Annotated in this window: 24 protein-coding genes; 13 read left to right on the top strand and 11 right to left on the bottom strand. The window is 68.1% G+C overall.

The window, feature by feature from the left end:
- Nucleotides 1–2: 2 nt before the first annotated feature.
- The 5 genes from GO592_RS02195 to GO592_RS02175 are packed head-to-tail and all read right to left on the bottom strand — an operon-like array spanning nucleotide 3 to nucleotide 5,600.
- Nucleotides 3–881: a hypothetical protein gene (locus GO592_RS02195; RefSeq protein WP_007297641.1), complete on the bottom strand. Its 879-nt coding sequence runs from the start codon at nucleotides 879–881 to the stop codon at nucleotides 3–5.
- Nucleotides 878–1,987, bottom strand: a complete 1,110-nt coding sequence (locus GO592_RS02190; RefSeq protein WP_039951317.1) for a cysteine protease StiP family protein — start codon at nucleotides 1,985–1,987, stop codon at nucleotides 878–880. The genes GO592_RS02195 and GO592_RS02190 overlap by 4 nt, the downstream gene beginning before the upstream one ends.
- The gene (locus GO592_RS02185) at nucleotides 1,984–3,267 is read right to left on the bottom strand and encodes a phosphoribosyltransferase family protein (protein ID WP_039951315.1); all 1,284 of its coding nucleotides are present in this window, start codon (nucleotides 3,265–3,267) and stop codon (nucleotides 1,984–1,986) included. The genes GO592_RS02190 and GO592_RS02185 overlap by 4 nt, the downstream gene beginning before the upstream one ends.
- Nucleotides 3,264–4,466 carry an HpcH/HpaI aldolase/citrate lyase family protein gene (locus GO592_RS02180; RefSeq protein ID WP_085990376.1) on the bottom strand — a complete coding sequence of 401 codons (1,203 nt, stop codon included), beginning with the start codon at nucleotides 4,464–4,466 and terminating at the stop codon, nucleotides 3,264–3,266. Before GO592_RS02180 ends, GO592_RS02185 begins: the two co-directional genes overlap by 4 nt.
- 12 nt (nucleotides 4,467–4,478) lie before the next feature.
- Complete coding sequence (locus GO592_RS02175; RefSeq protein ID WP_039951314.1) at nucleotides 4,479–5,600, bottom strand: hypothetical protein; 1,122 nt, start codon at nucleotides 5,598–5,600, stop codon at nucleotides 4,479–4,481.
- Nucleotides 5,601–5,858: 258 nt separating this feature from the next.
- On the opposite strand from GO592_RS02175, the gene GO592_RS02170 reads away from it, so the two are divergent.
- From GO592_RS02170 to GO592_RS02145, 6 genes are all read left to right on the top strand, one after another.
- Nucleotides 5,859–6,434: a TerD family protein gene (locus tag GO592_RS02170; RefSeq protein ID WP_005251244.1), complete on the top strand. Its 576-nt coding sequence runs from the start codon at nucleotides 5,859–5,861 to the stop codon at nucleotides 6,432–6,434.
- A 118-nt stretch (nucleotides 6,435–6,552) separates the two neighbouring features.
- Nucleotides 6,553–7,695 (top strand): DUF475 domain-containing protein, encoded by a 1,143-nt coding sequence (locus GO592_RS02165; RefSeq protein ID WP_007297638.1) that lies wholly within the window; start codon nucleotides 6,553–6,555, stop codon nucleotides 7,693–7,695.
- Nucleotides 7,696–7,775: 80 nt separating this feature from the next.
- On the top strand, nucleotides 7,776–8,399 hold the full coding sequence (locus tag GO592_RS02160) for an AIM24 family protein (protein ID WP_005258894.1): 624 nt from the start codon (nucleotides 7,776–7,778) through the stop codon (nucleotides 8,397–8,399).
- 5 nt (nucleotides 8,400–8,404) lie between these two features.
- Nucleotides 8,405–9,103, top strand: a complete 699-nt coding sequence (locus GO592_RS02155; protein ID WP_005258896.1) for an AIM24 family protein — start codon at nucleotides 8,405–8,407, stop codon at nucleotides 9,101–9,103.
- Complete coding sequence (locus tag GO592_RS02150) at nucleotides 9,100–9,855, top strand: AIM24 family protein (protein WP_005251237.1); 756 nt, start codon at nucleotides 9,100–9,102, stop codon at nucleotides 9,853–9,855. The genes GO592_RS02155 and GO592_RS02150 overlap by 4 nt, the downstream gene beginning before the upstream one ends.
- A gap of 110 nt (nucleotides 9,856–9,965) precedes the next feature.
- Nucleotides 9,966–10,193, top strand: a complete 228-nt coding sequence (locus GO592_RS02145) for a hypothetical protein (protein WP_007297637.1) — start codon at nucleotides 9,966–9,968, stop codon at nucleotides 10,191–10,193.
- A gap of 70 nt (nucleotides 10,194–10,263) precedes the next feature.
- On the opposite strand, the gene GO592_RS02140 is transcribed toward GO592_RS02145, so the two are convergent.
- Nucleotides 10,264–10,746, bottom strand: a complete 483-nt coding sequence (locus GO592_RS02140; RefSeq protein WP_039951312.1) for a hypothetical protein — start codon at nucleotides 10,744–10,746, stop codon at nucleotides 10,264–10,266.
- A 53-nt stretch (nucleotides 10,747–10,799) separates the two neighbouring features.
- Nucleotides 10,800–11,249, bottom strand: a complete 450-nt coding sequence (locus GO592_RS02135) for a PPOX class F420-dependent oxidoreductase (RefSeq protein ID WP_007297635.1) — start codon at nucleotides 11,247–11,249, stop codon at nucleotides 10,800–10,802.
- On the opposite strand from GO592_RS02135, the gene GO592_RS02130 reads away from it, so the two are divergent.
- The gene (locus GO592_RS02130; RefSeq protein WP_007297634.1) at nucleotides 11,248–11,904 is read left to right on the top strand and encodes a hypothetical protein; all 657 of its coding nucleotides are present in this window, start codon (nucleotides 11,248–11,250) and stop codon (nucleotides 11,902–11,904) included. The two genes, GO592_RS02135 and GO592_RS02130, sit on opposite strands and share 2 nt — an antisense overlap.
- Before the next feature lie 220 nt (nucleotides 11,905–12,124).
- A complete protein-coding gene (locus GO592_RS02125) occupies nucleotides 12,125–13,465 on the top strand; it encodes a potassium channel family protein (RefSeq protein WP_007297633.1) in 1,341 nt (446 codons plus the stop codon).
- A gap of 4 nt (nucleotides 13,466–13,469) precedes the next feature.
- On the opposite strand, the gene GO592_RS02120 is transcribed toward GO592_RS02125, so the two are convergent.
- From GO592_RS02120 to GO592_RS02110, 3 genes are read right to left on the bottom strand one after another with little or no spacing between them, the layout of a single operon-like run.
- On the bottom strand, nucleotides 13,470–13,874 hold the full coding sequence (locus GO592_RS02120) for a RidA family protein (protein WP_005251231.1): 405 nt from the start codon (nucleotides 13,872–13,874) through the stop codon (nucleotides 13,470–13,472).
- 46 nt (nucleotides 13,875–13,920) lie between these two features.
- Nucleotides 13,921–14,670: an IclR family transcriptional regulator gene (locus tag GO592_RS02115; protein WP_007297632.1), complete on the bottom strand. Its 750-nt coding sequence runs from the start codon at nucleotides 14,668–14,670 to the stop codon at nucleotides 13,921–13,923.
- Nucleotides 14,667–15,680, bottom strand: coding sequence for a sugar kinase (locus GO592_RS02110; protein WP_007297631.1), 1,014 nt, complete (start codon nucleotides 15,678–15,680; stop codon nucleotides 14,667–14,669). The genes GO592_RS02115 and GO592_RS02110 overlap by 4 nt, the downstream gene beginning before the upstream one ends.
- 220 nt (nucleotides 15,681–15,900) lie before the next feature.
- Here GO592_RS02110 and GO592_RS02105 point away from each other — a divergent pair, with 220 nt between their 5' ends.
- The 4 genes from GO592_RS02105 to GO592_RS02090 are packed head-to-tail and all read left to right on the top strand — an operon-like array spanning nucleotide 15,901 to nucleotide 20,924.
- On the top strand, nucleotides 15,901–17,223 hold the full coding sequence (locus tag GO592_RS02105; RefSeq protein ID WP_007297630.1) for an amino acid deaminase: 1,323 nt from the start codon (nucleotides 15,901–15,903) through the stop codon (nucleotides 17,221–17,223).
- 22 nt (nucleotides 17,224–17,245) lie between these two features.
- Nucleotides 17,246–18,865, top strand: coding sequence for an N-acyl-D-amino-acid deacylase family protein (locus GO592_RS02100; protein WP_007297629.1), 1,620 nt, complete (start codon nucleotides 17,246–17,248; stop codon nucleotides 18,863–18,865).
- A complete protein-coding gene (locus GO592_RS02095; RefSeq protein ID WP_007297628.1) occupies nucleotides 18,862–19,491 on the top strand; it encodes a bifunctional 4-hydroxy-2-oxoglutarate aldolase/2-dehydro-3-deoxy-phosphogluconate aldolase in 630 nt (209 codons plus the stop codon). Before GO592_RS02100 ends, GO592_RS02095 begins: the two co-directional genes overlap by 4 nt.
- 41 nt (nucleotides 19,492–19,532) lie before the next feature.
- A complete protein-coding gene (locus GO592_RS02090) occupies nucleotides 19,533–20,924 on the top strand; it encodes a GntP family permease (RefSeq protein ID WP_005258920.1) in 1,392 nt (463 codons plus the stop codon).
- Here GO592_RS02090 and GO592_RS02085 read toward each other — a convergent pair.
- Nucleotides 20,921–21,772, bottom strand: a complete 852-nt coding sequence (locus GO592_RS02085) for a spermidine synthase (RefSeq protein WP_007297627.1) — start codon at nucleotides 21,770–21,772, stop codon at nucleotides 20,921–20,923. The genes GO592_RS02090 and GO592_RS02085 overlap by 4 nt on opposite strands.
- Nucleotides 21,773–21,892: 120 nt before the next feature.
- Here GO592_RS02085 and GO592_RS02080 point away from each other — a divergent pair, with 120 nt between their 5' ends.
- Nucleotides 21,893–22,222, top strand: a complete 330-nt coding sequence (locus GO592_RS02080; protein ID WP_005251221.1) for a hypothetical protein — start codon at nucleotides 21,893–21,895, stop codon at nucleotides 22,220–22,222.
- Nucleotides 22,223–22,254: the final 32 nt, after the last annotated feature.

The raw sequence follows: 22,254 nt of genomic DNA, 5'->3' as shown, positions 1-22,254 counted from the left end.
ACCTACAAAAGAGAGCCGACGGCCGTCGTCCCCGCACCCCGCGCGACACGGTCCGCGAACCAGCGCAGGATCTCCTCACCAGCGGCGATACCGCTGCTTCCGGTGACCGACAGGGTCGGATGCTGCCAGTCGAGGGTTTCGAGTTCGCCGTGCCGGGGGCGGATGGCGGCGTCGGCCGCACTGAGCATGTTGGCGTCGAGCGCCCCGTCCCCGGCCGCCAGCACGGGCGCTTCCGCCTCGAGCACTCCGTCGTCGACGAGCCTTGCACGGACCTCGGCGACCGCACGGCTCTTGCACACCGCGTCGGGCATCGTGTAGATCTTGCGGCCTTGCCGGGACACTCCCCATCCCCGATCCGCGCACCAGTCGTTCCACTCCTCGACGAAGCCGGCCGGCATCGCGTCGAGGTCCACGACCAGGTAGGAGAACAACTCGTCGGCCACCCGGGACGAACGCACCCAGCCGTCGTCGATCCGTCGGCTCAGCTCGGCGCCGACCTCCACCAGCGAGGCTCCACCGTCGGCCATCGCGATGTCGACACCCGACCGCCACCGCGCATCGGGCACCCCGTCGACGAGGATATTGCCGCCGTTGGTCGTGATCGCGTACCGCCACGGCGCCCCCGGCAGGTCGATGCGCTGGAACTGGGCGACGGTGCGCGTGGTGGTGGGCACGACCACGGCGGACGCGGTGAGCTTCCGCAGCATGGCCTCGGCGGCCGACGTGACGTAGGACAGCGGTTTGCCGTCGTACACCTCGACGCACAGCAGGTCCTCGTCGCCGGGCCGCTCGGCCACGTCGCTCTCGGTGACGGCGAGTTCCATGGCCCCGCGCGAGTAGATCATGGTCCGGTCGAGGTCGGTCGCGATCAGCGCGGTCATGTCACATCCTTGATCAGGCCCATGCACGAATAGGCCAGGCCGGGAACCTCTTCGACGGGGACCGAACGCGCGGCGGCGAGGAGCCGGATGTGCGCGTGCTCCGGGGCGTCGAGGTCGCGGACGAGCACCCGCCACGGCACCCGGCGCAGCAGCACGCGGGTGGTTTCGCCGACGCCCGGCTTCACGAAGTTCACACTCGAGATTCCGTACTGCTCCCGAACCGCCTCGACGGACTTCCAGCCGTCCCAGGTGGGGGTGCGGTCCGACCGCAGCAAGTCCTCGACGTCGTTGGGAACGTGTTCACGCACATCCCCGAAGGAGGCGCTGACGGAATCGAGGAGGTGATTGGACACGTCCTCGCCCGCCAGGTGCGCGTAGAACTTGGCGCCGTGGAAGTCACCGGGGCCGATCAGCGTGTCGTTGAGGACGGTCCGCGACACCAGGCCCGACACAGTCGAGTTCAGACACGCCGAGGCGATCAGGAAGTCGTCGCGGGTGCCGAACGTGCGAACGCAGTGCCCGGGATCGGCGAGGACGGCGAGGTCGTCGTCGAACTCGGCGCCCCCGGCGGCGCGGTACTCGGCGAGTGCCTGCGACAACTCGCGGGCGATGGCACCCTTGCCCGTCCATCCGTCGACGAACACCACGTTCGCCGGGTCGTGATGCTGTGCAAGGTAGTCGAGCGCGACGGCGTCGATCCCCCGGTCCCGGACGATGGAGACGGCGTAGTGCGGCAGCGTCAACCCGTGGACGTCGCGCGCCCAGCGGCGCATGAGCACACCCACCGGGGTTCCCGCCCGCGCCAGGGACACGAGAGTGACGTCGCTGCCGCGCTCGGCCAGCACGAGGTCGGTGACCGTCCCCACGGCACGCGCCAGCCGGATGGAGCTGTCCTGCAGCACCTTCTCGAACAGCTCGCGATACTCCGCGTCGGGCTGGTATTCGATGGGCAGCGTTTCCGCGTAGTGGGCTTCACCCGACTGGATGCGGCGCTCCCGCTCGGCGACATCGGCTTCGAGGTCGACGTGCGACAGGTCTTTGAGCAGCCAGCCCACCTCGTCGGCGGCGTACGAACCGAACGCCGGGCCGGTCAGGGGCGCCGTCACGTCGACGCTCCCGCACGCGCGGCGCGCAGCGACCGCGGGTCGGCGCCGGACACGACGGCCAGGAGCACATCCGTTCCCGACGCGGTGAGGACGTCGAGGAGTCCGCCGGCTTCCGTGAGCCGGTCGGTGTCGGCCGCGGCGTCGATCACCGCGACCACGACGGCGTCCTCGTCCGGCCACTGCGCGTTGTAGACGAAACGCGGCTGCTCTTCCCCGATCTCGGGGGCCGTGAAGCGGAATCCGCGGCGCAGCGGGTACCCCGGCAGGTCGAGCACGTAGGCGGGCGACCGCGTGGTCGTCTGGAAACGAACCCGGAAACCGGACGTGGACAGCGCGCCCGCGATTCGCAGAGGGAGGTACATCAGCTCCTCGTGTCCGACGACGATCACCGGGCGCTGCGGGTCGAGCCGGTCACGGAGCACCGCGGCCGCCGACGCGACGGCCGCATCGAACTCCTCGGTGTCTTCCTGCAGGAACCCGTGACGCCCGCCCTCCGGAACTGTTGCGGGCCAAGGTATGTCGGCGCGCTCGACAGCTCCGGTCCGCGTACCGACGGGGTTGAGCACCGGATCAGGGAGGGCACCGACCGAGTCGATCAGTCCGTCGGGAAGCTCGGTGCGCCCCACCGCCAGACTCACGCTGTCGATCTGCACCCCCAATTCGGCGGCGGCGGCGTCGACGGCGTCCCGGTGGCCCTGCTCGCGCATGTCGACGAGCGACGCCACGACGTAACGGCTGCGCGGGTTCTGCCGGTGTAGCGCTCGGATCGCGTCGACCGCGGTGGCGCCGGTGGAGATCTCGTCGTCCACGAGGACGAGTGGACGATCGCCCGTGAACAACTCGACGGACGTCGGCTGCAGCTGGTGACTGGTCGCGTGCGAGTGCCCCTCCTCGAACCCGGCGGACGTCCCGATCTCGGGGACGTCCCGGCGCGTGGAGTGCAGGTAACACCGGGCGCGCAGCCGGGCCGCGACGCAATGCCCCAGACCTGTTGCGGTCTCGGCGAATCCGAGCACGACGGGATCTGCATCGGGGGCGAGGACGTCGGCGACCAGATCGCCGAGGCGGTCGCCTGCGCCGATCACGGCAGCCGGGTCGGTGGGCACGTGCTTGCCGAGGACCGTCGAGACGAGCAGATGGGCACGTCGCGGGTTGCGCCGCAGGCCGGGTTCGACGAGTTCGGGGATGGTCAGCCCCGTGTCCGAACCCACGTGGGCGAGCGTCAGCCCCAGATGTTCCGTGGCCCAGGGCACCGCGCGCACGGCGGTGGGTGAGCTCATCGGACGGCCAGTGCGGTCAGTAGATCCACGAACGTGATTCCCTCGTTTGTCACGCCGAACACCTTCGCCCGGACGAGTGTCTTCTCGGCCCAGCTGCGGTGCGGGCGCATTTCGTTCATCTTGTTGCGATACCCCGACGCCTGGACGCCGCCGACATTCTCGGCGCCGAGAATGTCGAGCGCATCGTGGTACTCCTCGTGCGTCACCGCGGACAGCGCGTGCACGGCCGCGACGTGCGTCGGGTGGATGACGGTTTTGCCCTGGATACCGTTGGCGCGGTCGAGGGCGATCTCCCGCAGCAGGCCGTCCAGATCCCGGCTGACCAGCTGCTGACGGAACCGCACCTCGTTGTGCTCCTCGAACGGCGTGGCGCGCAGGGTCGGCCGGAACATCCGCTCGTGGTCGGCGAAGTACTCCCACACGGGACCGGTGATGACGTGTCCGGTGTCGTCGGCGCGGCCCAGGAAGTTGACGATGCCGGCAATCGCGTCCGCGACCACCCGCACGTCGTAGATCGTCAGGTCGCGGTCGCGGCGGATGCCGAACGTGGCACACATGTCGGTGGCGCCGATGCGCACGGCGAGGATCCGCTCGCGGTGTTCGACGAGCAGTGCGCCGATCTTCGCCAGTTCGTCGTCGCGGGCCTCGCGGTGCACCAGTGCGGGCGATTCGAGCACCGGCATCGCATACAGGTGCTTGCCGAGCCGCTCCGATGCCGCGGCCAGCTCGTCGAGGAATGCACGCCCCGTCGCACTACCGAACTTCGGAATCACGAATCCGGACAACACCTCGACGCCGGTGGTCAGCAGATCGGCGATCCGCCGAAGGTCCTCGGCCGCCCGCACCCGGACGAACAACTGCATCCGCGCACCACCGTGGACCGCGAGCCGATCGAGCGCGTCGACGGTGTTGAGCAGCGCCGCCTCCACCTGGTCGTCGGCCACCGCGTCCTCGAGGTCCAGGACCATCGAGCAGACACCGTCACCGGACCGTCGAAGGATGGTGTCCGCGAGGTCGGACCTCGTCGCAGGCACGTACAGCGTCGCGCCCAGCGCGACGGCCAGCACCGTACGATCCTCGTCCGGCCCGAGCGCCTGCGGAGCGTGCAGGAACAGCCGGCCGTGCGTCTCGGGATCGAGGTGGTGGAAGTGCCGAACATGCCTTACCGCAGCCGGCATCATCTCTTCGCTAATGCTCATCGTCCCCCCGTGTCATCGCTGTCCTGTGTGTCCTCTCATCTTCTGAACCACCTCGGCTATGAACGCCGACACGGCATCGAGCTGGGCGACGTATGCCCAGTAGTCGGGATGCCTCCCGGTCAGTGTCCCTGCAATTCGGTCTATCCGCTCGAGCTGAGCGTCGAGGACCGACCCCCATTCCCGCACGAGCCCACGATTGACAGCCAACATCTGGGCGTCGCGGAGACGAAATCTGATCTCGTTTTCCTTGGCCCGCGGGTTTTCGCGGACCGCGCGCAGCAACCGCAGGCGATCGGTGACGCCGTCGACGTTCGCCTCGGCGTCGACCAGATGGGTCCGCGCCGCGGCAGTCAGTTCGAGCGCCCCCTCGGGATTACCCGCGGTCAGAGCCTTCTGCGCCTGCTGCAGATCGGTCTGCGCCTGCTCGATGTGCCTGCGGCTCTCGCGGTCGTTGTGGACGAGATCCGCCGAACTGGCCGCGTTGAACTCGCGCAGCAGCGCGGAGTAGGCGGGCGCGAGGCGTTCCGCCCGAGTCTGCACGGCGGCGATCCTCGTCGTCACCGACGACACCGCGTGAGCGGCGTCCTGCTCTCTGGACGGGGCCGCGGCCAGTGCCTTCTCCAGCGCCGCCGACTCCTCCCGCACGCGCGCCGCCGCTTCGCGGATCGGATTGGCGCCACGGGCGCCCTGCAGCGCCACGACCGCGGCGTCGAGTGCCGCTCCCCGGTCGCGCACCGACGGGTAGCCAGCGTACGCGGCGCCCTCGGTCTGCACCCGCTGCTGCGCGGCGGAGGCGACCTGAAGCGCCTGCTGGGCAACCTGGGGAACGGCCGCCAGCATTGCGGTCGACTCCTCGAGATGGCCGCGATGTGTGCGATAGAACTCGTCGAGGGTCTGGGTTGCCGCGACCAACTGCCGCGTCACCTGCTCGTACGCGGCGGTGGCGGCGGGTGACTGCACGTTCTCGAACTGGTCTTCGGCCGCCAGATACGCCGTCGCGGCCTGGTAGCACCCGTCGCGAACCGGTTCCCAGGCCCGCCGGATTCCGCGTTCCGGAGTCAGCTGTTCCGAGGCGTCCACGGCCGCGGCGGCGATGCTCTGCCGGTTGTCCATATCGAGAAACGCTGCGACCATCGTGTCGTGGGCGCGACGAGCCGAGTCGTCGCCTCGGGCTCTTCCTCGGAAGCGTCCCGCCCATCCGCTCGTCACGTCCTGAATCGTACTGGTCGGGCCGACAACCCCGAGTGGTCCGGAATTGCCTGTGCACAAACCTGTGGACAGTTCGCGGGATGGGACAAGTCGGACAAATTCATTATCGTGGTGTTGCACGACGAACCCGGAACTTCGACAGCTGTCGAGGGTCCACCCACCTCCTCTCGAAAGGACCCCTGAATGGGCGTCAGCTTGACCAAGGGCGGCAATGTTTCTCTCACGAAGGAGGCGCCGAACCTGACCGCGGTGGCTGTCGGACTCGGATGGGATGCCCGCTCGACCACCGGCACCGACTTCGACCTCGACGCCAGCGCCATCGGTGCGGGCGCCGACAAGAAGGTCGTGTCGGATCAGCACTTCGTGTTCTTCAACAACTTGCGCTCCCCCGACGGCTCGATCGAGCACATCGGTGACAACACCACCGGTGCGGGCGAGGGCGACGACGAGGTGATCAACGTCAACCTGGCGGCGGTCCCCGCGAACATCGAGAGCATCCTGTTCCCCGTCTCGATCTACGATGCGGAGACCCGTTCGCAGTCGTTCGGTCAGGTGCGCAACGCCTACATTCGCGTCGTCGACCAGGCCAACGGCACCGAGCTCGCCCGCTACGACCTGTCCGAGGACGCATCGACCGAGACCGCTATGGTTTTCGGCGAGCTGTACCGCAACGGTGCGGAATGGAAGTTCCGCGCCATCGGCCAGGGCTACGCGTCCGGGCTGGCCGGTATCGCCCGCGACTACGGCGTCAACGTCTGACAGTCGTCACGTTCTATAGCCGGGGGAGGGTTTCACGGCCCTGACGTGAAACCCTCCCCCGGTGTTCGTCCACCTGCAGTAGCCACCCTGCATGCCCACTAGAGAAAGGCCACGCTTCGTGGTTCTGCGAATATTCGGTCTCTCCTTCGCCGTGACGGTGATCTCCCTCATCATCGCGGCGATCTACGGAGGCCCCCAGGCCGTCCTCCTCGTGGTGATCCTGTCGATCCTCGAGATCTCGCTGTCGTTCGACAACGCCGTCATCAACGCCACCGTGTTGCGCCGGATGAGCGAGTTCTGGCAGAAGATCTTCCTCACCGTCGGCATCGTCATCGCGGTGTTCGGTATGCGTCTGGTCTTCCCGCTCGTCATCGTATGGCTCGCGTCCGGTCTCGGCCCCGTCGCCGCCCTCGACCTCGCCCTCAACCCGCCTGCCGACGGCGCCGCGTACTTCCCCGACGGCAGCGCCAGCTACGAAACCCTGCTCACCGACGCGCACCCGCAGATCGCGGCGTTCGGCGGCATGTTCCTGCTGATGCTGTTCCTCGGCTTCATCCTGGAAGAGCGTGAGATCACCTGGCTGTCCTGGCTGGAGAAGCCCCTCGCCCGCGCGGGCAAGCTCGACCAGCTGGCCGTCATCATCGCCGGCGCCCTGCTGCTGATCACCGCCGCGTACATCGCCCCCGCGGACACGGTGTCCACGGTGATGATCGCCGGCGTCCTCGGCATGGTCACCTACATCGCCGTCAACGGTCTCGGTGAGCTGTTCAACACGCCCGAGGAAGACGAAGACGGTGAACTGGTCGAAGGGTCCAAGGGCGGACCGACCGAGCTGGCCAAGGCCACCGGTAAGGCCGGGTTCTTCCTGTTCCTCTACCTCGAGGTCCTCGACGCGTCGTTCTCCTTCGACGGTGTGATCGGCGCGTTCGCGATCACGTCCGACCCGATCATCATCGCCCTCGGCCTCGGTTTCGTCGGCGCGATGTTCGTCCGTTCCATCACGGTGTTCCTGGTCCGCAAGGGCACCCTGTCGGACTACGTGTACCTCGAGCACGGCGCCCACTGGGCCATCGGCGCACTGGCCGTGATCCTGCTGGTGTCCATCGGCTACCACGTCAACGAGAACGTCACCGGACTCGTGGGCGTCGCCCTCATCGGTGCCGCCTTCATCTCCAGCATCGTCCGCAACCGCAAGGCCGTTGCAGCGGCCGGCGCAGTGGAAGACGACGTGGACGAGCAGGACCCGGTGTCCGTCGGCTAGGTTCTGCCTGTACTCACATCCAGCGGCAGTGCTCGTGACTCGGTCACGGGCACTGCCGCTCGACACTGGAAAGGGCACCCATGGGGCGGCTGCTCGACAAGTCGAAGAAGGTGGTGGAGGCGCAGCTCGCCGGAACCACCATCCGGGCGATACAGGGTTCGATGATCGCCTACGAGGGCAATGTCAGTTTCAAGTCGGCAGGTTTCGGTGGCGGTGACGGGGTGCTCGCCGGGATGAAGCGGCGTGCCACGGGCGAGGCGCTGTCGCTGATGGAATGCTCCGGCCACGGTGTCGTGTACCTCGCGGTGGGCGGTCAGTACGTCTCCGTCGTCGACTTGGCGAACGAGACCCTGCAGGTCGAGTCGCAGCAGCTTCTCGCGTTGAGCGGCAACCTGAACACCAACGTCACGTTCACCGGACTGCGCGGCGGGGTCGGCGGTCAGGGCCTGTTCACCACGACCGTCTCCGGCCAGGGACAGGTGGCACTGCTGTCGGCCGGCGGGCCGCTCATCCACCTCGAGGTGTCGCCGCAGTACCCGCTGGTGGTCGATCCCGACGCGTTCGTCTCGGCGCGCGGACAGGTGACGCAGTCGTTCGTGACCGACGTGTCGTGGCGCAACGCCGTCGGCCAGGGCAACGGTGAGGCCTTCTCCCTCAGGTGGGACGGTCACGGCGTCGTCTCCATTCAACCGGCAGAGCGGTGAGTCCCATGGTCTTCTCGAAAGTGAACTCGAAGGTCGTCAAGGTCGACGTCGGCGCCGCCGGCGGTGTGGTGGCCCGCACGGGCGCGATGCTGTTCTACACGGGTCAGGTCCAGTTCTCGCCGCATCAGGTGCCGGGTTCCCAGTCGATGGCGGGCATGGGTGGATTCACCCGGATGGCCGGACGCATGATGCAGGGCGAGCACGAACGCACGATGCTCGCGCAGGGGCAGGGCGAGGTGCACTACGGCCACGCCGGGCTCGAGGTGCACGTCGTCGACATGTCGCAGGGCGGTGCGCTGTGTGTCGAGGCGTCCCGGCTGCTCGCTCACAATGCGGGACTGCAGAGTTCGGTGATCTCCGTGACGAGTCAGGGCGGCGGCGGCGGACGCGGCATGCTCGGCGCCCTGCGTGGCGCTGCGGCAGGCGCCCTCGCCGGTACCGGGATGTTCACGACGCAGCTGTCCGGGTACGGGTCGGCGGTCCTCCTCGCGCACGGCGGCTTCATCGAACTCCCTGTGGGTGGACCGAATCCGGTGTTCGTCGACCCCGACGCATTCGTCGGCACGTACGGGAGCGTCCAGGTGGAACTGAAATCCGCCGTCGGCTGGCGCGAGGCCATGGGCCGCGGCGTCGGGGAAGCGATGCAATTGCAGTGCACCGGTCAGGGCATCGTCTACGTTCAGGCTTCGGAGGAGAAACTGTGACCGCCATCCACAATCCGTCTACTCTCGGCGCCAGCGACAACATTCCCGACAACAGTTACGCGTTCTGCATCGACCTCACCGCACCCTGGTTCATCCGCAAGGGTGCGATGATCGCCTACTACGGGCAGATGCAGTTCCAGGCACTGACCCACGGATTGCACGGCGCCGCACTGCACATGGTCGCCAACCAGTTCTCCGCGCCGCTGTACATGGGCGACTACGCGGTGGCCGAAGGATTCGGGAAGCTGATCATCGGCGACCGCGGCTACGACATCAACTCGTACGACCTCGACGACGGCAACCTCACGATCCGGGCGTCGAATCTCCTTGCGTTCGAGCCGGGTCTGGCCCTGAACCAGTCCATCGTGCCGGGCTTCCTGACGCTCATCGGGACCGGCAAGTTCCTGGCGTCGTCCAATGGCCCGGTGATGTTCGCCGAGCCGCCGCTGCGGATCGACCCCGAGGCGCTCGTCGGGTGGGCCGACTGCCCGTCCCCGAGCCACCATTACGACCAGGGGTGGATCAGCAACTTCCTCGCGGCGGGCGCCCACATGATGGGAATCAACTCCGGGGAGGAACGGCAGTTCGACTTCACCGGCGCCGGAACGGTTCTGATCCAGTCGAGCGAGAAGGTCCTCAGCGACACGCATGTCGTGCGCAGCATCGAGGGCCAGATCCACGGCCTCACCCCGAGCGGTCTGCAACGGCTCAACGGCGTGATCGCCGCCAAGCTGGCGGAGCAGCCGCGCTGACACCGAGGAGATTGACAGGCTGAGCGAAGAGTTTCAGCAGGGACGGGCAGCAATCTGGTCTGTGTCAGGAAGTTCTGACACCGCATCCGATACGTTCCAGGAGGAACCGCATGAAGTCCGTCGTGACCAAGGCCGTCGCAACCGGTGGTATCGCCCTCGCAGCCCTCGGCATCGGAGCCGGTGTCGCCAGCGCCGACCCGGTGGGCCACAACCCCGTCCCCGCCCAGCAGCAGCAGGCACCGCAGCCTCAGCCGCAGCAGCACGCTCCGCAGCAGCAGGCACCCGTGCCGAGCCCACACGGATTCTGGTTCTTCGGCACCTGGGTTCCCCTGCCCTGATCTGCGTTCCCCTCGCAGGACGAACGTGCCCTTCGACGCTCCCACGGCGCCGAAGGGCACGTTCGTATGTCTACCGGGTGGGTCGCATACTCGGATTCGGGCCGAGAGTGATCGTCCGCGTTCTCGGCAGGAGTCCTATTTCCTTCCACCCCGCGGTCAGCGTGATCGTTCCCGACTCCGGGTAGTCGCTGATCCAGTAATGCGGCGCGGAATGATACTCGGACGCGTCAGCGGCATCGGACTTCGACGTCGAATGCGGGTGGCGTGGATCGGCGACACCCTCCATATCGTCGACATGCACGTTCACCGCGAGATACGACCACCGAGCCGACGGGTCGTCGGGATCGTCCAGTGGACGCGTCTCGTGGCGCGCCAGATCAGCGGATCTGCCTCTCGCCGTCAGCTCGATGCGCAGCAGCATGCCCGTCGGGTGCGCGACGACCTCCGCCAGGCGCAAGCTCAGGTCGCGGCTCGTCACGAGCTCCACCGGCCCGTGCACCACGATTCCCTCCGTGGCAGGCGGCGGTGCCGCCGGCCACCGTCTCCTGCGCATGACTCAATCGTCCCACCGGCTCCGACCGGCTGCCACAGCTACGTTCTGCACACTCAGGGCAACTGGGCCATGCCGTACACCTTCGTCGCGCGGACCCGGAGTACCTGCCGGTGCTCGGACACCATCGCGCGGCGGAACTCCTCCCAGTCGTCGTGCTCTTTTCCGGACGCGAGCCGGAACACGTCGACGAGCTCGTCCGCCACCGCGTCGTGCGGATCCGCCGCGACCGCGCTCAGTTCCGCATCTCCCTCCACGACCGCGTAGCTCCAGAAGTCGGTCGCGCTGACGTGCAGCGACACCCGCGGGTCGCGGGCGGCGTTCCGGGTCTTGGCCCGATCCGCCGTCACCGACACCCTCGCGGTCTGCGTGCCGGGGTCCCAGGCGTAGATCACGTTGGACAATTGCGGGCGCCCGTCGCGTTTGATCGTCGCGAGGACCGCACGGTTGTGTGCAGCGACGAGGTCGAGAAGTGGGCGCCGGTCGTCATTCGCATCGAGGCTCATGACTCACCCAACCACGGTCACCGAGGAGGTGTTCCCGTTCTGCCACGCCGGATGCTCACGGCTCGTCAGCCTCGGATCAGGAACCCGTACCTGCGAGGTGGAGGCCATGGACACCACGATGGTGAGAATCGGTGGAGTGCTCGGGGTCGCGTCCGCTCTGGTGATGATTCCGGCGTATGTCGTGGGCACCCCGGACCGTCCCGCCGACACGGCCGAAGCGGAGCGCTACTACTCGTCGTACTCGGGCTTCGTCACCGCCAACGGCGTCGTCCCGGTGCTGCACGTGCTCTTCTTCCTGTTCTTCCTCGGCGCGCTCGCCGGGGTGCTGCGCCGGGCGGACGGTGAACGGACCGGACTCGCGAACACCGCGCTGGCCGGCGGGACCGTGTTCGTCGCACTGACCGCGGCCGGGTTCACGGCGGAGGTGGCGTATCCCGCGACCCTGATGCGTTTCGACGAACTGCCGTTCGACGACCAGATCGCGCCGCTCCTGCTCACGATCGCGGCGTGGTTCTACCACTACTGCCAGGTGGGTACGGCGGCGATGATCTTCGCGACCTCCATCGTCGCGTGGCGGACGGGGGTGCTGCCACGGTGGACGGCGGTCGGCGCAGTCCTGGGAGTGGTTGCCCTGCTGCACACGTGGTTCCCGTAGACCGCCGCTCTGAGCGGCCTGGTCTGGATCGCCGTGATCGGACTCGTCCTGGCGATACAGGGCGCTGCTCCTACCGACGAGTAGGCTGACGGTTTCGCAAAATCATTGGCCGATAACGTGTTCCAGGACATTGCCGGCTACTCACCGGTAGGCATTCTCGTGTGGGATCTGCGGTTCTACTCGGGTACGCTCTCGTGATCCCGAGCCGGAAGGACCACACGTGAACGACTCATATCTCGTCATCGGCGAAACCACCGTGGCCCGACGGGTCTGTGCGTCCCTCCGCGAAAGGGACTTTCACGTACGCCATCTCGTCGCCCCCGACGACGACGAGCTCCGCCTGGCGATGGCGGACGAACCTTGCGGGATGGCCGTACTGGTGCGCGACGACGTCGTCGCACTGCGCTACGCGCTGGCCGCGGCGCACATCTCGGCGTCGATCCCGTTGGTGGTGACGATCTTCGACCGCACGGTCGCGGACCAGCTGTCGCAGCTCCTTCCGCAGTGCGAGGTGACGTCACCGGCAGACCTGGCCGCACCCACGCTCGCCGGTCCGTGCCTGGAACCCGAACTCGTCGCGGCCCGGCACGCGGGTGAGCACATGCTGACGGTCCGCATGATCGACGGCCACCCCGAGGGCGCCCACGTCGACCTGCCCCGGCGGAGCTGGTGGCGCACCGCGGCGACCGGCGCGACCGGACTGTTGCGCTCGCACGACATCGGCACGCGCATCCTGCTCGGTGGGCTCGCCGGGCTCCTCGCAGTGCTGTTCGCCGACTGGCTGTGGCTGATGCTCGGCCAGCACGTGGCACCGCTCGACGCTTTCAACGAGGCGGTGCGTGTGGTGACCACCGTGGGTCCGGGAACCGACACCCACGGCAGCCCCGCCTACGCGGTGTTCGCCTCGGTGGCGATGCTGTTCACCGTCGTCTTCACGGCCATGTTCACCGCCGGAATCATCGAGCGCCTGCTCGGCCCCCGGCTGGTCGGCCTGGTGGGCAGCCGCGTCCTGCCCCGCTCCGGCCACGTCATCGTCGTCGGCCTCGGCCAGGTCGGGCTCCGGCTCTGCCGGGAACTACAGGCTCTCGGTGTCGCGGTGGTGGGCGTCGAACGCGACCCCCACGCCAAGAACCTGCGGCTCGTGCGGTCGATGAGCATCCCGACCGTCGTGGGGCACGGTGGTGACCGTGAACTCCTCGAGCGACTGGGTGTGAGCCGAGCTCTCGCGCTGGCCGCCGTCGGCTCCGACGACCTGGACAACATCGCGGTGTCCGTGGCGGCGCAGGCCGTGTCACCCGGACTGCGGCTGGTCCTGCGGGCCGGCGAGCAGGAGGCGATCGCGGAGACGCGGTCGTTGCTGCGGCTCGGGATCATCCGCGACGTCACCAGCCTGAGCGCCACGTACGTGGTGGCCAAGCTGATCGGCCTGCAACCGCAGGGGGTCGTCGCGGACGGCAGCCACCTCTACCTGGAGGTGCCGACGGCGGACACGTCCGAGCCCGTCTTCACCGAGCTGCCCATGTCGCCGCGGATGAGCTGCCGGCACCTCGTCACCGCGTAGCGACCTAGCCGGTCACTGCCAGCGCGTCGATCTCGACGAGCATGACCTCGTGCGGGAGGTCGACGAAAACCGTGGTCCGGCACGGCAGCTGTCCGCTCGGCACGTTCTCCGCGATGAATTCTCCGTACACGTCGTTCATCGCGGCGAAGTCGTCGCGGGTGGTGAGGTAGACGCGGAACATCAGCACGTCCTCCACGCTCGCGCCGCCGGCTTCGAGGATCGCCTTGACGTTCTCGAGCGTGCGACGGGTCTGCTCGCGCACGTCGCCCTCCGCGATGTACTTGTTGGTGACGGGGTCCATCGGACCCTGCCCCGACACCTGGAGCATATTGCCCTTCTTGATGCCCTGGCTGAACGTGTGCGCGGGGGCGGGGGCGCCTTCGGTGCGGATGACGGTGGTGTCGGACATATCGATTCTCCTGTGTGTCGTTACTTTTCGGGTGGACGGGGGACGGTCAGGGCTGGGCGCGGTATCCGCAGTCGCGGGAGATCCGCGTCCCCACTGCCTGAAGGGGTTCGAGCAGGTCGAGGACGCGTTCGTAGCTGAGCACGACGTCGGGCACCGAGACGGAGACGGCGGCGACGACGCGGCCGGACGCGCCGCGGATGGGCACCCCGATGCAATTGACGGACGGCTCGTTCTCCTCCTGATCGTGCGCCCAGCCCTGCTCCCGGACCAGACGGATCTCGTCGAGGTAGCGTTCGGGCGTCGTGATCGTGTTGGCGGTGCGGGCGGAGAAGTCCATCGAGTCGACGATCGGAAGCAGTTCCGAATCCGGCAGGTCGGCGAGAATCACCTTCGCGACGGCGGTGGAATTGAGGTTGGCGCGCAGTCCGATTCGCGAGTACATCCTGATCTGATCGTGCGATTCGAGTTTGTCGATGTACACCACGTCACCTCCTTCCATCGCCGCGAGGTGCGTGGTGCGCCCGTATTCGCGGTTGAACGCGACGAGGTGCGGCGACGCGATGCGCCGCACTTCCCGTTGATCGGTGGCCTGCGCGGCGAGCTCGAAGATGCGGGAACCGAGGTGATACTGGTTGCTGTTGTCGCGGAACGTGAACCGCTCGTCGGACAGCGTTCGCAGCAACCGGAGCACGGTGGTCTTGTGGACCCCGGTGGATTCGGCCAGCTGGTCGAGATTGGCGGGACCGTTGCCGAGTTGCACCAGCAGGTGCAGGGCGCGGGAGACACTCTGACTCATCCGTTCACTCCACTTCCTCGGGGGGAGAAGCCGTCGGCGGTGACGCTCGTTGCCGCCCAGTCCGATTCGGAGCACCGGAGCAGCTCGTCCAGCAGTTCGGCGGGCGGCGGGGGTGCCGAGTCCGCTGCCACCGTCAGAGTGGCGGCGGCACCGATGTGCCCGCGGCGCAGGCACCGCGCCTGATCCTCGCCGCGCACCACCCCGCTGAGATATCCGGCGGCGAAGGCATCGCCCGCTCCGACGGGTTCGACGACGTCGACGCGCAGCGCGGGAACTGCCACACTGCGGCCACGTCGGTCGACGGCCAGCGCCCGGTGCGCTCCGTCCTTGACGACGACGGTGGCCGGGGCGGGCAGGATGAGCCGCAACTCGTGCGGATCCGCGGTGCCGAGAACGCGCAGGGCCTCGTCCGCGCCGACGAGAACCAGATCGGCGAGATTCGCCAGTTCCACGACCATCCGCGGGTCGCCGTCCGGCCACAGTTGTTCACGCCAGTTGACGTCGAAGCTGACCACACCGGAGATTCCCGGCCGGTCGCGGAGCAGTCGCCGCATCAGCGCGAGGCACGAATCGGACAGGGCCGGTGTGATTCCGCTGCAGTGGACCACGGCGGCGCGGCCGAACAGGTCCGCGACGGCCGGCGTGTCGAGGAATCCGGGATCCATGGCCGACGCCGCCGAACCGGCCCGGGAATACAGGCTGTCGGTTCGCGGCTCGCCGTGCTCGTCGAGGGCGGTGGATTTCGAGTAGTGCCCGGTGGGCCTGTCGGGATCGACCTCGATCGCGCGGACGTCGACACCCCGCGCCTGCAGTTCGGTGCGGATGAGGGTGCCGAACTCGTCGTCGCCGAGCCGTCCGACCCAGGCGGCGGGTATGCCCAGCGCGGCGAGTCCGGCGGCGACGTTCGCCTCGGCGCCGGCCAGGTGGAGTGTCGAGTCCGGGGCCACCAGGACCATCGCCTCACCGAGGCACGCGACACCGGACTCGGGGGTGGGGGTCGATTCCTGCACTTGTTACCTCTACGACTGCTCGGACCGGCACTGGGGTTGCGTTTCGAGAGCCCTCGCCCCGGCGATGCATGCCACACCGGACCGTTGACGATGACCCAGGCCAATGCTAGACATAGGTGACTCAAAAACGCAATCACCGTTGCATAGAGCGCAACGTAGCACTTCACGGCCCCCTCCGATTGCAGGCCTGCCCCCCAGAACCCGAACGACAGGATCGACGATGACGATCAGCGAACCGGACACACTCGATTCCGGCGCCTTGGCGGAGCTCGACGAGCTGCGCTTGTCCGACGTGGACAAAGCCCTCCCCTCCGCGGCGAACGGCCTCACCAAGACCGAGTTCCTCGGAACGCAGCCGAAGCTGTCCGCCTTCAGCACGCCCGTCATGGTCCTCGACGAGACAGCCATCGCCGGCAATCTCGACACGATGGCGGCCTGGTGCGAGGCGCACGGGGTCGACCTCGCGCCGCACGGGAAGACGACGATGTCTCCGGTGCTGTGGGACCGGCAGATCCGCAGCGGCGCATGGGGCATCACGCTCGCGAACTTCGGTCAGCTCCGGGTGGCGGTGCGCTTCGGCGCGCGCCGGGTGCAGATCGCGAACTCGCTCGTCGACCCGACCGCGCTGCGGTGGCTGGCCGAGCAGATGGACGCGAACCCGGAACTCGAAGTCCTGACGTGGGCCGACTCCCCGCAGACGGTCGACGCGATGACCGCGGCGCTCGCGCACGTCACGGTGGTCCGTCCGCTGCCCGTGCTCGTCGAACTCGGCGGAGAGGGAGGACGCACCGGCGCACGAACCGTGGCCGAGGCAGTGGAGGTGGCCGAACGTATCGGTGAAAGCCCCGCACTGCGGTTGGCCGGTGTCTCCGGTTACGAGGGCGCCCTCGCACACGACGCGTCCGAGGAGTCCCTCACCCGGGTCCGCACGTATCTCCGGTCGATGGCCGAACTGCATCGCCGACTGGAGGCCGAGGGTCGCTACCCCGACGGCCAGGACGTGTACGTGACCGCGGGCGGCAGCGCCTACTTCGACGTGGTCGCCGAGGTGCTCGCCGAACTTGCCGGTGGCAGAACCAAAGTGGTGGTCCGCGCCGGCGCATACATCATCCACGACGACGGCTTCTACACCGGGATCTCACCGTTCAGCCGCAGCGAAGACAGGCAGGCACGTCGACTCACGTCGGCGATGCACACGTGGGCCCGGGTGGTGTCCCGCCCCGAGCCGGGCCTCGCCCTGCTCGACGCCGGCAAGCGCGACGTCCCGTTCGACGAAGGACTCCCCACCGCGCAGACCGTCGCCGACCAACTCGGGGCGACGCCGCGGCCCCTCGTCGGCACCGAAGTGACCGCCGTCAACGACCAGCACGCGTTCCTCCGGCTCGATCCCGCACGGCCCGAACACGATCTGCGTGTCGGGGACGTCGTCCGGCTCGGTCTCTCGCACCCGTGCACCGCGTTCGACAAGTGGCGCTGGATTCCCGTCGTCGGCGACGACTCCGACGATCCGGTCGTCGTCGACCTGATCCGCACCTTCTTCTGATCCCCGGCCGAGGACTCACATCATGACCACACTGATCCGCTCCGCCACCGTCGTCGACGGTTCGGAGGCGCCGAGGTACCGCGCCGACGTGCTCGTCGACGGAGACCGGATCGCCGAAATCTGGCCCGAGGCAGTTCACTCCGAGACCGGACGCCCTCGCGCGGATCGAGTGATCGACGCCGACGGCCTGGTGCTCGCGCCTGGTTTCATCGACATGCACGCCCACTCGGATCTGCAGATCCTGCTGAACCCCGTGCACCCGTCGCGGATCACCCAGGGCGTCACCACCGAGGTACTCGGGCAGGACGGGCTGTCCTACGCACCCGTCACCGACGACGTGCTCGCGGTGGTCCGGCGCAAGATCGCGGGGTGGAACACCGATCCCTCGGATTTCGACTTCTCCTGGCGGAGCGTCGGCGAATACCTCGACCGACTCGACCGCGGTATCGCCACCAACGTCGCGTATCTCGTCCCGCACGGAGTGGTCCGGGCCCTGGTGGTCGGCTGGGAAGACCGGCCGGCGACACCGTCGGAGATCGAGGAGATGCAGCGGATCGTCGCGCAGTCCATGGCGGAGGGTGCCGTCGGGTTGTCCGCGGGACTGACCTACACGCCGGGGATGTACGCGGACAACGCGGAGTTGCTGGCACTGTGCCGGACCGTCGCCGAGTACGGCGGCTACTTCTCCCCGCACCACCGGTCCTACGGCGCCGGCGCCATGGAGGCCTACGCCGAGATGGTCGACCTGACGTCGCGGGCGGGGTGCGCACTGCATCTGGCTCACGCCACGCTGAACTTCGGACCCAACAAGGGCCGCGCCCCGGAACTGCTGGCCCTGCTCGACACGGCCGAATCCGCCGGCGCGGACATCAGCCTCGACACCTACCCCTACCTTCCCGGCGCCACCACGCTGTCGGCGATCCTGCCCAGCTGGGCGTCGGCGGGCAGCATGGAACAGACGCTCGATCGGCTCCGGGATCCGGTTGCCCTCGAACGCATCCGGGAGCATCTCGAGGTCACCGGCTCCGACGGCTGCCACGGGGTGATCGCCGAGTGGCACACGCTCGAGATCAGCGGCGTGCAGAACGCGGAACTCGACGACTACGTCGGGAAGACCGTCGCGGACATCGCCGTCGCCGAGAACCGCGACCCCTTCGACGTGTGCATCGACATCCTGATCCGCGACCAACTCGGCAGCGGAATCCTGCAACACGTCGGCCACGAGGAGAACGTGCGCGCAATCATGCAGCACCCCCGGCACACCGGCGGCAGCGACGGACTGCTGGTCGGCGCGAAACCGCACCCGCGCGGGTGGGGAACGTTCGCACGCTACCTCGGGCACTACAGCCGCGACCTCGGCCTGATGTCCCTCGAGGAGTGTGTCGGTCACCTCAGCGGCCGAGCCGCGACGCGGTTGCGGCTCGTGGATCGCGGATTCGTCCGCCGCGGATACGCCGCTGACCTCGTACTCTTCGATCCGGACACGGTCAGCGACACCGCGACCTACGCGCAGCCGCGCCAGGCGGCGGCCGGTATTTCCCACGTATTCGTCCGCGGCCGCCTCGCCCTCGAGGACGGCCGCCTCACCGGCGCGACCGCCGGAAGATCGTTGCGCCGCGAAGAAGGAGGAGCAGTTCGATGACCGAGATCGACATTTTGCGTGCCGACCGGGTACTGACGGTGGTGCGAGCGGAAACCATCCCCGACGCCGCAGACCTGTGCCACGCACTCGCCGAGGGCGGAATCCGGACGGTCGAGCTGACATTCACCACGCCCGACGTGCTCCATCATCTCGGTCGCGCCGCCGACGCCGCAGCCGCGGCAGGCAGCATCCTCGGCGTCGGAACCGTGATGACCGGCGATCAGGCCGCCGCCGCGATCGACGCCGGCGCCCGGTTCCTCGTCACCCCCGGCATCCGACCCGACGTCGCGAAAGTCGCGACGGGGCGGTCGATTCCCGTCTTCCTCGGTGCGTTCACCCCCACCGAGGTGGCCATGGCCGTCGACCTCGGCTCGGCCGCGGTCAAGATCTTCCCCGCCAAGCGGCTCGGCCCCGACTACCTGTCGGACCTGCACGGCCCGTATCCCGGCGTGGAACTCCTGCCGTCGGGCGGGATCAACGATTCCAACGCCCGCCAGTTCCTCGACGCCGGCGCGCTGGCCGTGTGCGCGGGCACCAGCGTCGTCCCACCGTCCAGCGTCGCGGCAGGCAACTGGACCGACATCACCGACCGCGCACGATCGTTCGTCGCCGCGCTCTCGAACTAGTCCCACTCTCGCCCGACCCCACCACCTCCCCTGGAGACGCAATGACGTCGTTCGTCGACTGGCTGCAGCACGACACAGCCGGACTACTCACTCTCGCGGCGATATCCATCGCCGTGCTGTTGATCCTCATCATCAAGCTGAAGCTCGAGCCGTTCATCGCGCTGATCGTCGTCGGCGTCGGCGTCGCGCTCATCGCGGGAGTGTCGGTGGTCGAACTGGTCGGCACACCGACGTCGGCGGCCGACTCGATTCTGGAGAAGGGGTTCGGCGGAATCCTGGGGCACATCACCCCGATCATCGGCCTGGGCACCGTCCTCGGCGCGATGATGGAACGCTCCGGCGGTGCCGACGTCCTGACCGAGCGGCTCCTGAAGTTGTTCGGGCCCAAGGGCGCTCCGCTCGCGATGGGTGTCACCGGCCTCGTCCTCGGTATCCCGGTCTTCTTCGACATCGGCATCTTCATCCTCGCCCCGCTCGTGTACGTGGCGGCGAAGCGCGGCGGCAAGTCGCTGGTCATGTACGCGATGCCGATGCTCGCCGGCCTGTCCATGACCCACGCGTTCCTGCCCCCGCACCCGGGACCCGTCGCCGCCGCCGGTCTGCTGCACGTCGACATGGGCTGGATCATCATCATGGGCCTCGCCTGCGGTATCCCCGCCTGGTTCGTCAGTGGCGTCGTCTGGGGTAGCTGGATCGGCAAGCGCGTGATCATCGAGGTCCCGGACGAGTTCATCCCGGAGGAGAAGGAAGCCGACAAGAATCCGCCGCCGCTCTGGCTGATCTCGTTCATCATCCTCGTGCCGATGGTGCTGATCCTCGGTGCGACGGTCGGCAACGTGGTCCTCGAAGAAGGCTCGACACTACTGTCCGTCCTCATCTTCCTCGGCACACCCACGATCGCACTGACCATCGCAGTCCTGCTGGCGCTGTATCTGCTCGGGACCCGGCGCGGAATCACGGCGCAGGAGATCGGTGCGATGTCCGCGGCGGCGTTGAAACCGGTCGGCATGATCCTGCTGGTCGTCGGCGCCGGTGCGTTCTTCGGCGCTGTGCTGCGGGCCACCGGAGTCGGGCAGGCGCTGGCCGACTCGATGGACGCACTCGGCCTCCCGGTCATCCTGTCCGCATACCTGATCAGCTGCGCACTCCGCATCGCCCAGGGTTCTGCGACTGTCGCCATCGTCACCACCGCAGGCGTCATCGAGCCGTCGATCGCAGCCGGAAATTATTCGTCCCCGCAGATCGCCCTGATCGTGATCGCCGTGTCGGCCGGATCCATCATCGCCAGCCACGTCAACGACGGCGGATTCTGGATCGTGTCACGGTATTTCAACATGTCGGTGAAAGACACCCTGAAGACGTGGACGGTGCTCGAAACCATCCTGTCGGTGGTGGGCTTCGCGATGGCCTCGCTGATCTGGGTGCTGGTCTAGCTCCCGGGGTCCGCGTCGCGCAGCACCCGCGCCGCACCGGCGAACGTCCGCACCTGCCGGTCGTCCCAGACATGGGCAGGCACACCACCACCCAGCAGTGTGCGGACGAGTGCGGGGTCGTCGCCGATCGGCACGTCGCTGCCCGCGATCACGATGTTGCCGTAGCGGCGGCCCTTGAGCATGGCGGGATCGGCGATGACCGTGGTGTGCGGAAACACGCCGCCGATGGTCGCCGCCTCCCGGCGCGCCAGGACGAGGTCGCGGGTGTCGCCGCAATTGACCGCGTAGATCCCGCCGGCCGCCAGCACCCGGCGCACGTGCCCGGTGAACTCCGTCGTCGTCAGCGGCGTCGGAGTCGTGTTGCCGGCGAACACGTCGCGCACGATCAGGTCGCGGCTGGACTCCGTCAGCGTCTCGGTGACCGCCCGCGCCTCACCCACCCGCAGTCGCAGCAGTGGTGCCCGCGGCAGGTCGAACCATTCGCGCACCAACTCGGCGAGCTTGCCGTCGAGTTCGACCACCACCTGCCGGGCGTCCGGATACCGGGCGGCGAGATGCCGCGCGAGTGAGCAGGCACCGCCACCGAGGTGCAGGGACCGCACCCGCTGGTCCGTTCCCCAGTGCGAAGCGACCAGTTCGGCGATCCACCGCATGTACTCGAAATCGAGGTGCGTGGGATCCGACAGGTCGATGTGGGAACTCTCGACCCCGTTCACCTTCAGCACCCAGCCGTGCGGGTTGAGGTGGTCTTCGGTGAGTTCGCACGTGCCCGTGTCGATCGGGTACACGCCTGCGACGGGACCCCCGTCGGTTGTCCGGGCAGCCCGACCGCCGCGCTGCCTGCCCATCGTCCGTCTTCCCTACTGCTCGCGCCGTCCGCTCGCGTCTGCTGCGAGAATCGTCCTCCCACGATACCGGGACGAGACACGGGTGACCTACCGTGGTGACGCGCACGAGAAGGGAAGACGATGGAACCTCAGGAAGTCGACTTCGCGCACACCGAAGGCGCTGCGAAGCGACGTCGCGAGAAGGCGATGGGACTCGCACGGTATGTGTGGGATCGCGGAATCAGCGGTCAGGAACTCCTCGACCTCACCGACGGCACGCTGCGGAAACTCGCCCGGGCGGCCGGGTCGAACCCGCCGAGCACCATGGAGACGTGGCTGACCGTGGTCGAGTTGCTCGACCAGAAGTCGGCGTGGGCGGAGCGCCACCCCGACCATCCCGCCGCCACCCCGGCGCACCGGGACGAGAAGATCATGTGGGTGAAGCCGCCGATCGTCCCCTGGACCGACTGACCCGTGAGTACTTGTCAACCGCCCGCGGTTAA

This window comes from Rhodococcus sp. 21391 (assembly GCF_016772255.1).
GTDB classification, from domain to species: Bacteria; Actinomycetota; Actinomycetes; order Mycobacteriales; family Mycobacteriaceae; genus Rhodococcus_F; species Rhodococcus_F opacus.
This window is presented reverse-complemented; position numbering and strand designations above follow the sequence as displayed.

What these genes read in the sequence shown, in the direction of transcription:
- GO592_RS02195 (WP_007297641.1), bottom strand. Translation starts at nt 881, where the DNA reads ATGACCGCGCTGATCGCGACCGACCTCGACCGGACCATGATCTACTCG.
- GO592_RS02185 (WP_039951315.1), bottom strand. Translation starts at nt 3,267, where the DNA reads ATGAGCTCACCCACCGCCGTGCGCGCGGTGCCCTGGGCCACGGAACAT.
- GO592_RS02180 (WP_085990376.1), bottom strand. Translation starts at nt 4,466, where the DNA reads ATGAGCATTAGCGAAGAGATGATGCCGGCTGCGGTAAGGCATGTTCGG.
- GO592_RS02175 (WP_039951314.1), bottom strand. Translation starts at nt 5,600, where the DNA reads ATGGTCGCAGCGTTTCTCGATATGGACAACCGGCAGAGCATCGCCGCC.
- GO592_RS02170 (WP_005251244.1), top strand. Translation starts at nt 5,859, where the DNA reads ATGGGCGTCAGCTTGACCAAGGGCGGCAATGTTTCTCTCACGAAGGAG.
- GO592_RS02160 (WP_005258894.1), top strand. Translation starts at nt 7,776, where the DNA reads ATGGGGCGGCTGCTCGACAAGTCGAAGAAGGTGGTGGAGGCGCAGCTC.
- GO592_RS02155 (WP_005258896.1), top strand. Translation starts at nt 8,405, where the DNA reads ATGGTCTTCTCGAAAGTGAACTCGAAGGTCGTCAAGGTCGACGTCGGC.
- GO592_RS02145 (WP_007297637.1), top strand. Translation starts at nt 9,966, where the DNA reads ATGAAGTCCGTCGTGACCAAGGCCGTCGCAACCGGTGGTATCGCCCTC.
- GO592_RS02140 (WP_039951312.1), bottom strand. Translation starts at nt 10,746, where the DNA reads ATGCGCAGGAGACGGTGGCCGGCGGCACCGCCGCCTGCCACGGAGGGA.
- GO592_RS02130 (WP_007297634.1), top strand. Translation starts at nt 11,248, where the DNA reads ATGACTCACCCAACCACGGTCACCGAGGAGGTGTTCCCGTTCTGCCAC.
- GO592_RS02135 (WP_007297635.1), bottom strand. Translation starts at nt 11,249, where the DNA reads ATGAGCCTCGATGCGAATGACGACCGGCGCCCACTTCTCGACCTCGTC.
- GO592_RS02120 (WP_005251231.1), bottom strand. Translation starts at nt 13,874, where the DNA reads ATGTCCGACACCACCGTCATCCGCACCGAAGGCGCCCCCGCCCCCGCG.
- GO592_RS02115 (WP_007297632.1), bottom strand. Translation starts at nt 14,670, where the DNA reads ATGAGTCAGAGTGTCTCCCGCGCCCTGCACCTGCTGGTGCAACTCGGC.
- GO592_RS02105 (WP_007297630.1), top strand. Translation starts at nt 15,901, where the DNA reads ATGACGATCAGCGAACCGGACACACTCGATTCCGGCGCCTTGGCGGAG.
- GO592_RS02100 (WP_007297629.1), top strand. Translation starts at nt 17,246, where the DNA reads ATGACCACACTGATCCGCTCCGCCACCGTCGTCGACGGTTCGGAGGCG.
- GO592_RS02095 (WP_007297628.1), top strand. Translation starts at nt 18,862, where the DNA reads ATGACCGAGATCGACATTTTGCGTGCCGACCGGGTACTGACGGTGGTG.
- GO592_RS02090 (WP_005258920.1), top strand. Translation starts at nt 19,533, where the DNA reads ATGACGTCGTTCGTCGACTGGCTGCAGCACGACACAGCCGGACTACTC.
- GO592_RS02085 (WP_007297627.1), bottom strand. Translation starts at nt 21,772, where the DNA reads ATGGGCAGGCAGCGCGGCGGTCGGGCTGCCCGGACAACCGACGGGGGT.
- GO592_RS02080 (WP_005251221.1), top strand. Translation starts at nt 21,893, where the DNA reads ATGGAACCTCAGGAAGTCGACTTCGCGCACACCGAAGGCGCTGCGAAG.